Origin of the sequence: Haladaptatus paucihalophilus DX253 (genome assembly GCF_000376445.1) — an archaeon.
Taxonomy (GTDB): Archaea; Halobacteriota; Halobacteria; order Halobacteriales; family Haladaptataceae; genus Haladaptatus; species Haladaptatus paucihalophilus.
The window spans coordinates 2,012,334-2,028,033 of the sequence record NZ_AQXI01000001.1 but is presented as its reverse complement, the minus strand read 5'-3'; the positions used below and the strand labels follow the sequence as shown (position 1 = coordinate 2,028,033).

Annotated in this window: 13 protein-coding genes; 5 read left to right on the top strand and 8 right to left on the bottom strand. The window is 59.9% G+C overall.

Annotation, left to right across the window (positions count from 1 at the left end; genetic code table 11):
• Nucleotides 1-94: 94 nt before the first annotated feature.
• Nucleotides 95-2,125: a S9 family peptidase gene (locus tag B208_RS0111395; protein ID WP_007982164.1), complete on the bottom strand. Its 2,031-nt coding sequence runs from the start codon at nucleotides 2,123-2,125 to the stop codon at nucleotides 95-97.
• 364 nt (nucleotides 2,126-2,489) lie between these two features.
• Complete coding sequence (locus B208_RS0111390; RefSeq protein WP_007982163.1) at nucleotides 2,490-3,212, bottom strand: DedA family protein; 723 nt, start codon at nucleotides 3,210-3,212, stop codon at nucleotides 2,490-2,492.
• Between the two features lie 89 nt (nucleotides 3,213-3,301).
• On the opposite strand from B208_RS0111390, the gene hemB reads away from it, so the two are divergent.
• Nucleotides 3,302-4,285, top strand: coding sequence for a porphobilinogen synthase (gene hemB, locus B208_RS0111385; RefSeq protein ID WP_007982162.1), 984 nt, complete (start codon nucleotides 3,302-3,304; stop codon nucleotides 4,283-4,285).
• Between the two features lie 481 nt (nucleotides 4,286-4,766).
• On the opposite strand, the gene B208_RS23000 is transcribed toward hemB, so the two are convergent.
• From B208_RS23000 to B208_RS0111350, 4 genes are all read right to left on the bottom strand, one after another.
• Nucleotides 4,767-5,612: a DUF7089 family protein gene (locus B208_RS23000; protein WP_049805639.1), complete on the bottom strand. Its 846-nt coding sequence runs from the start codon at nucleotides 5,610-5,612 to the stop codon at nucleotides 4,767-4,769.
• A 305-nt stretch (nucleotides 5,613-5,917) separates the two neighbouring features.
• Nucleotides 5,918-6,661, bottom strand: a complete 744-nt coding sequence (locus B208_RS0111360; RefSeq protein WP_007982154.1) for an OapC/ArvC family zinc-ribbon domain-containing protein — start codon at nucleotides 6,659-6,661, stop codon at nucleotides 5,918-5,920.
• Entirely contained in the window at nucleotides 6,661-7,047 is a 387-nt protein-coding gene (locus tag B208_RS0111355) for a DUF2073 domain-containing protein (protein ID WP_007982153.1), read from the bottom strand. Before B208_RS0111355 ends, B208_RS0111360 begins: the two co-directional genes overlap by 1 nt.
• A 5-nt stretch (nucleotides 7,048-7,052) precedes the next feature.
• Nucleotides 7,053-7,694, bottom strand: a complete 642-nt coding sequence (locus B208_RS0111350) for an Era-like GTP-binding protein (RefSeq protein WP_007982151.1) — start codon at nucleotides 7,692-7,694, stop codon at nucleotides 7,053-7,055.
• A 1,659-nt stretch (nucleotides 7,695-9,353) separates the two neighbouring features.
• Between B208_RS0111350 and B208_RS0111335 the strand changes: the two genes are divergently transcribed.
• On the top strand, nucleotides 9,354-10,850 hold the full coding sequence (locus B208_RS0111335; protein WP_007982146.1) for a Cdc6/Cdc18 family protein: 1,497 nt from the start codon (nucleotides 9,354-9,356) through the stop codon (nucleotides 10,848-10,850).
• 291 nt (nucleotides 10,851-11,141) lie between these two features.
• Here the strand turns inward: B208_RS0111335 and B208_RS0111325 are convergent, their stop codons facing one another.
• Together B208_RS0111325 and B208_RS0111320 are read right to left on the bottom strand one after the other, a co-directional pair.
• Nucleotides 11,142-11,384 (bottom strand): ferredoxin, encoded by a 243-nt coding sequence (locus B208_RS0111325; RefSeq protein WP_007982143.1) that lies wholly within the window; start codon nucleotides 11,382-11,384, stop codon nucleotides 11,142-11,144.
• A 69-nt stretch (nucleotides 11,385-11,453) separates the two neighbouring features.
• Nucleotides 11,454-12,206, bottom strand: a complete 753-nt coding sequence (locus tag B208_RS0111320; RefSeq protein ID WP_007982141.1) for a phosphorylase family protein — start codon at nucleotides 12,204-12,206, stop codon at nucleotides 11,454-11,456.
• A 123-nt stretch (nucleotides 12,207-12,329) separates the two neighbouring features.
• Here B208_RS0111320 and B208_RS0111315 point away from each other — a divergent pair, with 123 nt between their 5' ends.
• From B208_RS0111315 to B208_RS0111305, 3 genes are all read left to right on the top strand, one after another.
• On the top strand, nucleotides 12,330-14,588 hold the full coding sequence (locus B208_RS0111315) for an ATP-dependent DNA helicase (protein ID WP_018128875.1): 2,259 nt from the start codon (nucleotides 12,330-12,332) through the stop codon (nucleotides 14,586-14,588).
• A complete protein-coding gene (gene cgi121, locus B208_RS0111310) occupies nucleotides 14,585-15,073 on the top strand; it encodes a KEOPS complex subunit Cgi121 (RefSeq protein ID WP_007982137.1) in 489 nt (162 codons plus the stop codon). The genes B208_RS0111315 and cgi121 overlap by 4 nt, the downstream gene beginning before the upstream one ends.
• Nucleotides 15,074-15,226: 153 nt before the next feature.
• A complete protein-coding gene (locus tag B208_RS0111305) occupies nucleotides 15,227-15,607 on the top strand; it encodes a DUF5789 family protein (RefSeq protein WP_007982136.1) in 381 nt (126 codons plus the stop codon).
• Nucleotides 15,608-15,700 lie beyond the last annotated feature (93 nt).

The following is a 15,700-nucleotide window of genomic DNA, read 5'->3' as shown; positions in this document are numbered from 1 at the left end:
CGAAACGTACCTCCCCACGACAATAGTTGTCGTTGTCCGGCCGTGGCATTCTGGTCCACCGCGTCGTTCGTGGTCCGCGACGATCTCTCGCGTCCTACTCCTCGGTTTCGTCGTCCTCGTCGTCCTCGTTCGCGGACAATCCGTCGTCGCCGCGGTCCAGTGCCTTCGGCACGTCGCGGTGGTCGGAGTAGCCGTCGAACCAGCGGACGATACGCTCCAGTCGGTCCACGACGTGTCCCGGTTCGCCGCTCCGGGAAAGTTCGTGGCCTTCGCGGGGATAGCGCACGAGGCGCGTCTCCACGTCGTTTTTCTTGAGGAGGAGGTACAACATCTCGGCGTTGTTCACCGGGACGCGGAAGTCGTTGTCGCTGTGGATGAGCAGCGTCGGCGTCGTCACGTCCTCGACGTACGCGGTCGGCGAGCGCTCCCAGAGGAACTCCGGTTCCTCCCACGGCGTCGTATCGAAGTCCCACTCGATGAGTTTGAAGGCGTCCGTCGAACCGTAAAAGCTGCTGAGTTCGTACACGCCGCGCTGGCTCACCGCGCCCTTGAACCGATCTGTGTGGCCGACGATCCACGCGGTCATGTAGCCGCCGAAGCTCCCACCGGTGACGAACATGTCGTCTTCGTCGATGTAATCGCGCTCCGCAACGAGGTCCACACCCGCCATCACGTCGGTCATGGTCGTATCGCCCCAATCGCGTCCGATGGCGGCCATGTGTTCCTCGCCGTAGCCGGTCGAACCGCGCGGGTTGGACCAGAAGACGACGTAGCCTTCCGCGGCGAGCGTCTGGAACTCGTGCCACATCGTGCCGCTCGTGGACCACATCGCGTGCGGTCCGCCGTGGATTTCGACGACGAGCGGATACTGCTCGTCCGCATCGAAGTCCGGCGGCGTGAGGAGCCACCCCTGAATTTCGACTCCCTCGTCGGATTCGAACCGGAGTTCTTCCGGTTGTCCCACCGCGCGGTCGTTCAGGTACTCCGCGTTAGCGCGGGTGAGTCGATGCGTTTCGGCCCCCCCGGGCGTCGAAACGAACAGATCGCCCGGATGGTCCCACTCGGATTTCACGTAGGCGACGGCATCGGCACCGACCGAGAAATCGGTGATGTGCCCGTCGCCGACGACCCGCTGTAGCTCCTCGCTCCCGTCGCCCCGAGCGCGCCAAATCACTTGGTCGCCTTCGTCGGGTGTGCCGAAGTACACCCGCTCCTCCTCGGGGTCCCACTCCGGAGCGATTGCAACCGTTCTGTCGAGCGTTTCGGTGAGCGTCACCGTCTCGCCCGTGCCCCGGTCGAAGACCTTGAGGTCGGCCTGTCGGAGCGTGGCGTTCTCCTCGGGTGAGTAGATGTAGGCGATTCGGCCGTCCTCCGTCGCCGCTAACGACGCGCCCCACGCACTCGTCTGGAAGAGCGTTTCCTCCTCGTCCGCGTCGATGTCGTAGGCGACGACATCGACGATGATGTTGTCGTCCGGGTCATCTTCGCGTTCGGCACCGAAGTAGAGCGTCGTCTCATCACCCCAGTCGGGTGCCGCGAAGTCGAAATCGCCGTCCGTCAGTCGTTCGACGGAATCGTCGTCCAAATCGGCGAGGTAGACGTGGCTCCGTTTCCCGTCGAAATAGCTCGTGCCCGCCCGGTAGATTTTACGGTCGATAACGCGCGGGTCCGGCGTTTCCGGTTCGTACTCTTCGCCGTCGAGGGAGACGTCCCGCTCCTCGTCCCGGTCGTCCTCGGTGCTCGACTGGACGAACGCGATTTTCGTCCCATCGGGAGACCACGCCAACTGTGAGACGCCGCCGGCCACGTCCGTCACCTGTCGTGCCTCGCCGCCCGCCGTGGGCATGACCCACAGTTGCGGTCGGTCGTCGTCCGCTCCTCGAGTGCTCACGAACGCGAGTCGGTCCCCGCTCGGACTCCACCGCGGGCTGCTGTCCACGCCCTCGCTGATGGTGAACTGCTTCGGTTCGTCGCCACCCAGCGGAACGACGTACACCGTCGCCTCGTACTTCTCGTCGTCCTTCGGAACCGAGCGGACGAACGCCACTCGCTCGCCGTCCGGCGAGACTTGCGGGTCGGTCACGCTAACGAGGTCGTGATACTCGTTGGCACGTATCGTCTCCATATCCCTTCACTCGAAACGCGAGCCAAATATACTTTCGATTCGAAATATTCCATCGAACCAATTTATCGACAGTTACTGATGAGACATCACTCTCCTGTCACTGTGTTAGAATGAAAGTGCGCCCACGTGGCGCTCGTAGCATGGCACGCGACAAACGGTACGCGGGCGCGAGTAGAACTACGCTTTCAGCACTGTTAGGTCTATCGCCATGGTAGGATGACGATGATTTCAACCGGGTCCCCGCCTCACTCGGAGAGTTTCAAATTGGTCGACAGTTGTCGGGTTTGTGGTCAGAATCGAACAGTGGGGAGAAAGTGGCAATAAAATATAAATTTCGGAGGTCGATTCTGGGACCCGCCTACGTTCAGAAGAACTTCGAAATCGCATCCAAGAGTATCGCGAACGCTCTCGGGCCGAAAATTGCGAGGAGCGTTTCGAACGAGAGCGAACCGAGCGCGGAGAGGATGATGAAGTTTCTGTCCTTCATCTCACCGAAACCGGCCGGGACGGTCAACATCCCGCGAGTGAACGGGAGCGTGTTGCTAAGCGGAATGGCGAGCGGACCCCACCGTTCGAGCCAGTGGTCGAACCGGTCCAGCGACGAGTCGTCGATTCGGAACCACGGTTTTTCGAGGAGGTACTCACGCCCGCCGCGCTTCGCCAGCAGGAACAGCGCGTACTGTCCGGCCGTCGAAGCGATGACGGCGACGACGACGATGACTGCTATCGTCCGATAATCGCTGGGCGACTTCGCTAAGACGGTGACGCCGACCGGGACGACGGTCTCGCTCGGCGCGAAGTACAGCATCATCGCGCCTTCGAGGATGAAGATGAAAAACAGGGCGAACAAGCCGTACTGGTCGAGCCACTGTTTTGCGAGCGTTTCGTCGCCGAACAGGAAGAGGAGAATACCGGCGACGGCCACGAGCGCGACGCTGCCCGCGAGCACGAAAACGCCGTAGTTCGCGACGAACGTTCGAATCGAGCGAGAGTTCGGGGCAAACGACAGAATCGCCAACCCGAAAACTGAGAAGGTGAGGAGGGTCGGTATGGTCGTCTCGACCGCAACGAGCGAGGCGATGTGCATCAGATACGGATATTGACGGGACGGGCTAAATGCGTTGTGACCCATCCCCGGAGCGACGCGGTTTTGGGGATTCCGCGGGTAGCAGTGATATGAACTTCACCGAGCGTCCACGTCGGCTTCGTCGTGACGGAATCAGAGAGTTAGTCAGCGAGACGACCCTCGATGCGACCGACCTCATCGCACCCGTGTTCGTCGATGCCACGACGGGCGAACGGGTCGAGATCGAATCGATGCCCGGACACGAGCGCGTTCCGATAGACGAGAGCGTCGCACGTGTGCGGGAAGTGCTGGAAACGGGCGTCGGGGCCGTGATGCTGTTCGGCATCCCCGAATCGAAGGACGAACGAGGCAGTCGGGCGTGGGCCGAAGACGGCGTAGTACAGGAAGCGACGCGTCGAATCACGGCCGAGACGGACGCCACGGTCATCACCGACGTCTGTCTCTGTGAGTACACCGAGCACGGCCACTGCGGAATCGTCGAGGACGAGGCCGCGGACGACCCGCGACTCACGGTGAAAAACGACGAAACGCTCGACCTGCTGCAGAAAATCGCCGTCTCCCACGCCGAGGCAGGTGCGGAGATGGTCGCGCCGAGCAGCATGACGGACGGCATGGTAGAAGCGATTCGCACCGGACTGGACGAAGCGGGCTATTCCGACGTGCCCATCATGAGCTACGCCGCGAAGTACGAATCGGCGTTCTACGGCCCGTTCCGGGACGCGGCGGACGGCGCACCCGCCTTCGGCGACCGACGACACTACCAGATGGACCCGGCCAACGCGCGCGAAGCGATGCACGAAGTCGAACTGGACGTTGAGCAGGGTGCAGACATACTGATGGTCAAACCGGCACTGCCGTACCTCGACATCGTGCGGGACATCCGGGAGGAGTACGACCACCCGATTGCCGCCTACAACGTCTCCGGCGAATACGCGATGTTGCACGCCGCGAGCGAAAAGGGATGGCTCGACCTGCGGGAGACGGCGCTCGAATCCCTGCTGTCCATCAAGCGGGCGGGTGCGGACCTGATCTTGACCTACTTCGCTGAAGACATCGCCGAGGACCTCGCGTAAACCGACGACTTCGTGAGATAGAAATTCGTGAGACGGCAAAAGAAAGGCTCTATCGACGAACTCGTGCCGTTCTCACGCGCGCCGAATCAGCAGGGAACGTCGCGGACGCCGAGGCGTCACGAAACGTTCGTCCAGAGATGAGTCACTGAAGAGCGGTTTTCCGCCCACATTACAACCTTAAACGGATTGTATCTGATAATAAATCGGATGTTCATACAGTTGTGAGTCGAATAAATGAAAAACATTGACAGGTAGGGTTATATGCGACAGCACTGTTCTGGTTTACCATGGCACAAGATACGGGCACGGACAACTATTCGATATACCTCGACAGCCAACCCGACGACCTCGTGATCGTCCCGACAGAAGGAGACGGCGAGTGAGAAGATAGAGCGGAGCGAGGATAGAACGAGCGTGTGTAGCGACTGAGGATAGAACGGAGCGTGTGTAGTGAGTGGGGATAGAACGGGGCCGGACGGTGTTATTCCGAATTCGAATCAGAACTGGTAGCCGAATCAGAATCCGAGTTCGAATTCGAATCCGAACCCACATCGAGCGAACCAAGCGTCTTTTCGGCCCATTTGATGGCGTAGCCGACGCCGTGGTCGCGGTAGGCCTGCGTGTCGAGTGCAGAAAACGGCGCTGGCGGTTCGATACCGTGTTTGATGGCGCTACAGGCGAACTCGGTGGCGTCGGGGAAGTCGGAAGTTCCGGTCACGACTTCCCGGGTGATGCCGTCCACCCGCGGTTCGATTCGTTGACCCGCGTCCCGCCACGCCTCGAACAGCCGAGGATGCGTTCCCTGCCAGTCGGCGAACACCTCGCGTGTGTACAGCCCTTTGTACGCGTCACACAGGGCGACGGCGAGTTGGTACGTGGCCGCGGGTCCGAGCGGAACGACCTCGGCGAACTCCCGGTATCGACCCTCGAAGAATTCGAGGAAGTGTTCGGGAAGGTCGAGTCCGACCTCGACGAGCGCTTCCGCGACCAGAAAGTCGATGAACGACTCGGGCGACCCCTGGACGCGCGCTTTCACGAAGAGGACGGGTGGGTCGGTTTGGTGAGTCCACGCCACGCTACCGTCTCCCGGCATCCCGACAACGAGGTCGGTCCCGGCGAAGCGTCGGAGGAGTTCCGGAGCGTCGCTAGGTAGCCACTCGTCGGGTGCCGAAAACGGGCGGAGTTCGTCCGTCAGGAGTGCGAGGTCGTCGCGCGCCGGAATCGGGAGCGTCTCGAAATCGCGTTCGCAATCCAAGACGAGCGCGTCCGGCGCGTGGTCGTCTCGGACCGCCGCCACGTCGTCCGGCACAGACCGTTGGCGAAACATCAGGCGATGAGCCAAGCGTTCATGATGACTGCAAGTACGGCCACCATCGTCAGTACGACCGTCCCGATGACGATTTTCGTCGGAGTGTTCATACCCATTCGTTCCCACTCGATTGCTTAAAATCTGCCTACTCGGGTCGAAACCCCTTCGTTTCCACTCCAGATTGACCGTTGTTCACCAGTCGGCACGTTTGGCCACCCGGTAGGTACCGACACCGGCGGCATCGAACGTCGAGATGACGAGACGGGCGAAGTCAGAACAGAGGTAGCGAAACCGAAACAAAAGCGGCAAGAACCGAAACGGAATCAGCTATCGGCCGCACCAGTCCACGAATCGGGGACCTGAATGACGTATCGACCGTTCTCACGCATGGCGATGATGTACTCGTCGCGTTCGTACAACTCCATCAGGTTGAGTTCGTACTGCCCAGGTTCGACCACCTTGATGCTCTCGAACTGGCTGTTGAGCTCCTCGCGGAGTTCGTCGAGACTCGGCTGGTTGTCTTCGGGCGGTTTGATAACCGTACCTGTTCCCTCGTTGTCCGGCCGTTCCGGGAGTTCGTCGTCCGGGACGATTTCCGAGCGAGCGCTCGCCTGTGCGCGGTCCTCAGTCGATTCGATGCTGGGTTCCGCCGTCGGTTTTCGAGTCGGCTTCGACTGAGCCGCTTCGTTCGCCACCGCCGACTCGTTCGCCTCTGCCCGCTCGCTCGCTTTTGGTGGTTGTTCGCGGCGGTTTGTCGGTTGGGTAGGCTTCTGCGCGGGTTCGTTACGGTCCGAGTTCGTGGATTCCGATTCCGAACGACCACGCGACCCGACCCATCCTTTGACCGTATTCGCCGCTCGACCTACCGTCCCGGACCCGCCTGCACTGTCAGCGGTCGGTGCAGCGTTCGCGCTCGCACCCGCGGATTCGGTGGCCTTCGTTTCGTCTTGAGATGAACCGGACGGTCGGAATTGGAACTTGTTACCGCCACAGTCGGGACATCCCGAAAGCATCTCCTTCGACCCGTCCGCGAACGTCCGTCCACAGTTCGTACACTCGTGGGGCATTATTTGTGGGAAATGAGGGCGCTGATGAGGTTCTCGTCCTTGTGGAGCGTCTCGATTTGGTTCGCCGGACCGATGACGGTAAGTTTCGAACCGGTGGACTCACGACCCATCAATCGACCGAGGAGACTGCTGTCGGACGTCTTCGAACGGGGATACGTTTCGATTTCGATACCACTGAACTCGTCGGGGCTGATTTCGGTCATCGTCACCTCGATGAGCTTGCTCTCCTCGTCGGGGGACAACCCTTCTTCGAGAATGACAATGTTGCCGTCACGGACACCATCGAGTATCATCCGAATTTTTTCCATGCTGGTCTTCCCAGCCATCCGTTCACCACCGATGAGGTCAACTTGAACGCCGTCGTCTGAATTTTTCACTTCCGGCATTGGAATCACCCGAAGTACTCCGCGATTTTCGTGTACACTTCATCCATGTTGTCACCCTCCAGCGCAGAGAGTGGAATCGTCTCGTGTTGCGGATACGCGTTACGAATCCGCTGGACGCTCGAATCGTCGAGATCGGTTTTGTTCGCGAGGATAAGTACCGGTAGGTCCTGACTCTCGATGATGCCGATGAGCATGGTGTTCACTTGCGTGAACGGGTCGGTCGAGCTATCGAGAACGTAGATGACGCCATCGACGTCTTCACGGAGCCAGTGCATCGCTTCCGCGACACCCTCCGTGGCCTCGCGGGAGCGGCGAACGGCGTCCTCCTTGTCCATATCGTGGTCGAGGAACTCCTCGTAATCGACTTTCGTCGTGACACCCGGCGTGTCAACGATATCGATGGTGACTTTCCGTCCGTCGCGTTCGATTTCGACGTTTTCCTTCCTACGCGCGCGGCGTGTTTCGTGTGGAACGTGGCTCTCTGGACCAACGGCGTCACCCGTCCAATCACGAGCGATGCGATTGGCGAGCGTCGTCTTCCCAGCGTTCGGGGGCCCATAGATGCCGATTCGTTTCGGCTCTTCCGACGAGAAGAGCTTGTCGGTCACACGTGCAATACTTTGCCTGAGACCAGTAAACAATCCCATCCTTTTTCCTCCCAGACCCCAGTGTCGGATAATCACTCTAGACAACCGGTTGTCGAGATGAGCCGGACGTGCGGGGCTGTTGCGCGTACAAATTTACGCCATTCACTTAAACCTATGTCAGACAACTCTTGACGCAATTCCCATGCGGCAGTGGGAAAGAAATAGCGTAAGACTAACTCGAAGAAAACGAGGAACGAACTCGAAGAAAACACGAGCCGGACTCAAAGTGAACACGAGACAGGCTCCAAGAAAACACGAGACGGACCTCAAGAAAGGAACACGAAAAGGACCGGTTCGGACCCCGGTCGATGGTCGAACTGGGAGGTACTTTCGTTGCTCCTGGTCCGTCTTTTTCTCGCCGCATCGAATTTTTGTTCAACGGCCGTGCTCGGGGAACGACTTCCACTGGAAACGAAGGGGTTATCGGGTTACGTGGGCGAAAACGACTGGACGATTCTCACGCAACGGATGGAAAATAGAGACGTAAATGAAAGGAAAGAGAACGGTAGAGAACTACCGACACCCCGTGTTCTACGGTGTCAGTGAGCACGTGAAGAGATAACACGAGAAGGTGTTGCTCCAACGTTGGACTTGAGATGACTCGTTGGTGGAGACGGGTGGATGTGTTGTTGTTTTTACTCGTTGTGACACACCCCCACCCCTTCGTTTCGGGTGGAAACGGTGAAAGGTGGGGTGTGGGGTGTCGGTTGGAGGTAACTTACAGGATACACCCCACTCTAGAAAAGAAATGACTCTAGTTTGCAGATATTGTTAGCTAGATTGTGTAATAAAGGTTCCCGTCCTAGACTAGCCCCCTCCCCCCACCACACTGTTCCCGCGTTCCACCCGAAACGAAGGGGTGGGGGGGTTCAGAGACACGTGGTAACATTCAACATAGCGTCCCCCGCCACCGACTCACCCACCGACTCACCCACCGACTCACCCACCGACTCACCCACCGACTTGCTCATCGACTTGTCAATTCCGAACGGCGTCATCTCGGATAGACAACATTCCGGGTATGGTTCCAAATGAACTTCCCTTTCTCCCCTCTGACAATTCCAACTATGGCGATAGTTTGTACGTGTTCCACCCGAAATTGGGGGGTTCGGATCATATCGTCTCGGCCCCTCTTTTTCGATTCCACCCGAAATGCACGGGTTAAATCGGCTTAAACTCGAACGAAACGGACGGTTGAACCAGTCGGCCTCCGTTCCCGGTACCACCGTCTTGAATTCCCTCGCGTGCTTTCAAAATCATCTTTCGACAATTTTGACGACGGCTCTCCAACGGCTCTCGACGGAACCGCTCGAAAATCTCTCGAAAATCGATCCCTCCCAAAATCCGTGTCCAAAATTCGCGTTCAAAATTCGCGTTCAAAACCGCCACTGAATCATCAATTTTTCACAACTTCTTTTCTTTCGTTCGACCCGAAACGGTGCTCTTTCAGCGTGAAACCGGGAAAAAACCGTTTTTCGTCCATCATTCGACCGATGAGAAAGATTTTAGTACTGTGCTGTACCTCTTTTTCATCTGCATCAACTGGACGCGCTGTCGCTTCTTTGGGACGAAAATCGTGACGTTATTCCCGGTTTTCTCCCGTCTCTCTCCGCACGGCGTGCCAACTCCAGTCGAAACGAAGGGGTACCAAGCCGACGTATGTCAGACGAAAATACCGACCCGCCGAACGAACGAACCGGCCACATGAACCGTGGCTTCGAGGGCATCGATTTGGACGATGTCGTCTTGGACGACTCGGACGAGGAGGGCAATCACGGGTTGTTCGACGATCTGCTCAGCGGCGAGCCGATCTTCGAGAACAAGGAAGTGCTTCGTCCCTCGTACACGCCACACGAACTCCCCCACAGGAAGGAGCAGATCAACCGGATGGCGACCATCCTCGTCGCCGCACTACGCGGCGAAACGCCGTCGAACATCCTCATTTACGGGAAGACGGGGACCGGGAAGACGGCGAGCGCCAAGTTCGTGAGTCAGGAACTCGAACGAACCTCGCTGAAGTACGAAGTCCCGTGCGAGGTCGAGTACATCAACTGCGAGATAACGGACACGCAGTACCGCGTGCTCGCGCAACTCGCCAACAAGTTCATCGAGAACAATTTGTCCGACATCGAAAATCGAATCGAGGAACTGAAAGACATCCGCGAGGGCGTGACTGCCGAATCCGAACAGTTGGCGAACGTCGATTTTGCCTCCGTTCAGGAGATCGACGAGCGAATCGAGGAACTCGAAGCTGATTCGGAAGAGATAGAACCGGTTCCGATGACCGGGTGGCCGACCGACCGCGTGTACAATACCTTTTTCGAGGCCGTCGATTATCAGGAACGCGTCGTCGTCATCATGCTGGACGAAATCGACAAACTGGTCGAGAAATCCGGCGACGACACGCTCTATAACCTCTCGCGGATGAACTCCGAACTCGACAACTCGCGCGTGTCTATCATGGGCATCAGCAACGACCTGAAGTTCACCGATTTCCTCGACCCCCGCGTCAAGTCCAGTTTGGGAGAAGAGGAAATCGTCTTCCCGCCCTACGACGCGAACCAACTCCGGGACATCCTTCAGCACCGCGCCGAGGTGGCGTTCAAGGAGGACGCCCTTTCCGACGACGTGATTCCGCTGTGTGCCGCCTTCGCTGCACAGGAACACGGTGACGCTCGACGGGCGCTCGACTTGCTTCGGACGGCGGGCGAACTCGCCGAACGCGACCAAGCCGAACGCGTCGAGGAGGGCCACGTCCGAAAGGCACAGGACAAAATCGAACTCGACCGCGTGGTCGAAGTCGTCCGCACGCTCCCCACGCAATCCAAACTCGTCCTGTTTTCGACCATCTCGCTTGAGAAAAACGGCGTCCACAACATCAACACGGGCGAGGTGTACAACGTCTACAAACACCTCTGTGAGGAGATCGACGCGGATATCCTTACCCAACGCCGCGTCACCGACCTCATCAGCGAACTCGACATGCTCGGCATCGTCAACGCCGTCGTCGTCTCGAAGGGCCGCTACGGGCGCACGAAAGAGATCAGCCTCTCGGTACCCATCGAGGAGACCGAGGCAGTCCTCCAATCCGACTCACGGCTCGGCGACATCGACGATATTCAACCGTTCATGCAACAGGCGCGGTTCGACAGTTGACCATCGGACACGATTCGGTAGTTGACCATCGGACACGATTCGGTAGTTGACCATCGGACACGATTCGGTAGTTGAACAATAGCTACGGTTCGACGTCGGAATCCTTCGACTGCCCATCTGTCCCGTATCCGCCGTACGGTTTCCACTCGAAATATTCCCCCTCGTCGATTCGTCTTCCGAACAATCCGTAGTATTCTGTAATTTTTAGTGCAATACAGTGTAATTCAGTATTCTACAGTATACACTCCAGTACAATACAGTGAGTTCAGCGTAATTCCGATTTATTTCCCGTTAGACTATCTGTTCGCCGTCGTCGTCGTACACTTTAATCGCGTCCACGGGACAGACGCGGGCGGCCATCTCGGCGTCGAACTCTTCCCCTTCGGGAACTTCGCGGACGAAGATTCCCTCCTCGACCTCCTCGCCCTCCAGCAGGTCGGCCTTGCCTTCCTCGCGGTTTTCGACGAATTTCTCCCACTCCGCGGTGCACTGGAACATCCCCGTGCAGGTGTTCCGGTCGTATTCTATCTTCATAGCTACCACTCTGCCGTGTGCCCTCAAATGGATGACGGAGCGAAGTGGCCGATAACCAAACGATGAACCTCACGAAACGTACGTTCGAAGCGCCGCGACCGTCGGGCCCAGCATCGACGGGAGCGAGGACCGTTCGTCCGAATTCGGCACCCAGTCGTCCGCCGTGAGATAGTCGCCGATTTGGTGGACGACACCCGCATCTACGCCGCGATACTCGGCGACAGCCAGCAGAGCCGCTTCCGCCATGCCGAGCGAGAGGACGCCTTCGTTCGCGTAGTGTTCGATTTCGGGTTCCGTCTCGCGGTACATCGCTCCCATCGACCACGTCGGACCGCGGTGCGTGCCGATTCCGGTATCCGAAAGCGCCGATTCAAGATGGTCCGTTACCGCTGGCGTCGATGTCACCGTCTCCTCCGGTGGGAGATAGTGCTGTGAAATTCCGTCGTCGCGGACCGCTCGCGTCGGGAGAATCGCATCCGAGAGCGGGACGTCCGTCTGCAATCCGGCACAGCCACAGAGAACACAAACCACCTCCGCGCCCGCCGCAATCGCGTTCTCCGCGACGATTGCGGTGACGGTCGGTCCGATGCCGAAGTCGCCGATGAAGCCGACCTCCTCGGAGAGCAACCGGACCGTCTGATTTCGAACGTAGTTCACGCTCTCCGTCGCTCGCTCGTCCACCGCTTCGAACAGTTCGTCCTCGAAGCCGAGGATGACCGCTTTCGGCATCTCGGGAAGCGCGCCGCCGTGAGCGCCCACGGCTTCCTCCGGCGAGAACAACGCTGGAGCGTCGTATTTGTCGCCGTACTTTGGAATCGGCATACTCGAACATCACAATCGTCTGGAAAATAGCTTTCCTCGGCGGCCACCCGACAGTTTAAACGGGAAGACGCGCCAAACGAGGGTAATGACCGGAATCGCACCGCGCACGCAAGGTGAGCGTGCGTGAACGTCGCCGACTTGACGGGCTTGCCGGACGGCGTTCCCGAACACTTCCACGCGCAGGGAATCGAGGAACTCTACCCGCCCCAAGCGGAAGCGGTCGAAGCGGGAATCACCGAGGGTGAGAGCGTCGTCGCCAGCATTCCGACGGCGAGCGGAAAGACGTTCATCGCGGAACTCGCAATGCTGTCCAGCGTCGCCCGTGGTGGCAAAGCCCTCTACATCGTCCCCCTCCGGGCGCTCGCCAGCGAGAAGAAAGAGGAGTTCGAGGAGTTCGAACAGTACGGCGTCTCCATCGGCGTCTCGACCGGAAACTACGAGAGCGACGGGGATTGGCTCGCTTCGAGAGACATCATCGTCGCCACGAGCGAGAAGGTGGACTCGCTCGTCCGAAACGGCGCGAAGTGGATCGACGACCTCTCCTGTGTCGTCGCCGACGAAGTTCACCTCGTCAACGACGCGCACCGTGGTCCGACGCTCGAAGTGACGCTCGCCAAACTACGTCGCGTCAACCCGGACCTCCAGACCGTGGCGCTGTCGGCGACCGTCGGCAACGCGGGCGAGATGGCCGACTGGCTCGACGCCACCCTCGTCGATTCGACGTGGCGACCCATCGACCTCAGGAAGGGCGTTCTCTACGGGCAGGCGCTCCACTTCGACGACGGGACACAGCAGGAACTCGCCCGCGGAAACGAGAAGGAAACCGCCGCGCTCGTTCGCGATACGCTCGAAGACGGCGGGTCGTCGCTCGTGTTCGTCAACTCCCGCCGCCACGCGGAGGCCGCGGCGAAGCGACTCGCGGACGTGACGAAGACACACCTCACGGACGACGAACGTCGGGATCTGCTCGACATCGCCGACCAAATCCGGGACGTGAGCGACACCGAAACGAGCGACGACCTCGCGACGGCCATCGAAAAGGGAGCCGCGTTTCACCACGCGGGTCTCGCCAGTGACCATCGGTCGCTGGTGGAGGACGCCTTCCGCGACAAACTCATCAAAGTCATCAGCGCGACGCCGACGCTCGCGGCGGGCGTGAACACGCCGAGTCGACGGGTCATCGTCCGCGACTGGCGGCGCTACGACGGCGATATCGGCGGTATGCAACCGCTCGACGTGCTCGAAGTGCACCAGATGTTCGGGCGGGCCGGACGTCCCGGTCTCGACCCGCACGGCGAGGCCGTGCTCATCGCCAAGAGCCACGACGAACTGCAGGAACTGTTCGACCAATACGTCTGGGCCGACCCGGAACCGGTCCACTCGAAACTCGCCGCCGAACCCGCGCTCCGAACGCACATCCTCGCCACCGTCGCGTCCGGGTTCGCGGGGACCGAGGAGGAACTCCTCGACTTCCTCGAACGGACGCTGTACGCGACCCAGACCGACGAAACGGGGCGACTCGAAACCGTCACCCAACACGTCCTCGATTACCTCGACCGGAACGGGTTCCTCGAACGGGACGACCGATTGCGCGCCACCGGTCTCGGCCACCGCGTCTCGCAACTCTACCTCGACCCGATGAGCGCCGCCGAAATCATCGACGGACTGCGCGATGCGGACGGGAAACCGACCGCGCTCGGACTGTACCACCTCGTCTCGCGCACGCCGGACATGTATCAACTCTACCTCCGGTCGGGCGACCGCGAACGATACACGGAGATAGCCTACGAGCGCGAACCCGAGTTCCTCGGTCACATGCCCTCGGAGTTCGAGGACAACGCGTTCGAAGACTGGCTCTCCGCGTTGAAGACCGCCCGCCTGCTCGAAGACTGGGCGAGCGAACTCGACGAAGATCGCATCACCGAACGGTACGCCATCGGCCCCGGCGACATCCGCGGGAAGGTCGAAACGGCACAGTGGTTGCTCAACGCGGCCGAACGGCTCGCAGCCGAACTCCAGCGTGACGACGCCGAGGGAATTCCGTCGGCGACCACCACGGCCGTCCGGGAAGCACGGAAACGGGTCGAGTACGGCGTCGAGGAGGAACTGCTCGACCTCGCGGGCGTTCGGAACGTCGGTCGAAAACGCGCCCGTCGGTTGTACGAAGCCGGTATCGAATCCCGGGCCGACCTCCGCGAAGCCGACAAATCCGTCGTTCTCGGTGCGCTCCGCGGCCGGAAAAAGACGGCCGAAAACATCCTCGAAAACGTCGGGCGGCAGGACCCGTCGCTCGATGACGTCGAGGCGGACGCCGAGACGGCGGCGACGAGCGCCCGAGCGACGAACGACGGGGGACAACAGAGCCTCGGTGATTTCGAATGAAACTGGTCGAAGGGACCGCAACTGTCGCCGACGTGAACGAGTTCGTGGGTCGCCTCGGCAATATCGGCGACGAGTTCGACTGTGCGATACAGGCGTTCGACGCCGACTACGTGGCCGGACGGGAGCATCTCGAATCGGCGGTGGAGCACGCGAACCGGGCGTTCGAGCGCGGCGAAAACGTCGCCCGCGACCGCGCCGTCGAAATCCTCCTGTACGCGGCGGGTCGCCGTCAGATCAATCAGGCGTTGGAGATGGGCGTCTCGGAGGGAGAACGGGATGTCGTCGTCGTCGTGGACGGCGAACGGGAGACCCCCGCGAGCGAAGCCGTCGCCGATGTTCTGACGCCCGGCGGTACGCTCGACACTCCGGACCGCGAATCGGTCTTCGAGTTCTTCTCCGTCTCGGAACGCGAACTGGCGGCGACGACCGCCGACCTCACCGATATCGTCTGTGAACGCGTCGCCTTGCTCGAAGTCGAGAAGTGAGGGATGGTGGTGCGAACCGGCGAGAGTGAGAGAGAGCGAGATGTGAAGAAATGGTGGTGCGCGGAGAAGACAACGGTGAGACGGCGACCGCTGCCGCTCCGTTCGATGGCCAGTATGAATTTCAGACGGCATCGTGTAACTTGGGACAGAACCATGTCCGACGAGCATCACGACGCCGAACGCGTGCAGGAAAACGCACGGAAACGACAACGTGATCGGGCGGAACGAGTCGAAGACGCGCTCGGCGATGCGGGTCGGATGCTGGGCGAGCACAAGTATCCGACGACGAGCGAGGAGTTGGCGACGGAGTACGGCGACCAGCCACTCGACTTGCCGAACGAAACCGAGACACTGGGAAGCGTCTTCGACCGTCTCGTGGACGAACGCTACGAATCTCCCGAGGAGGCTCGGGAAGCAGTGTACAACGAGATTTCCGGCAAAGCTGGCGGCACGGCCGAGTACAACGACGAGCGGGAAGTGCGCGAGTTAGACGAAGAAGAAACCGACGCCGAGTCGGAGACGAACTGGCAGTAGGCGGTCGAATCTTCCAGTTGAAATGCAGGGGGTCCGAGGGACTGGTGTCTGTAATTCGTCCGTCACGGAACGTTCGCCGTCTTTCGGTCGAAG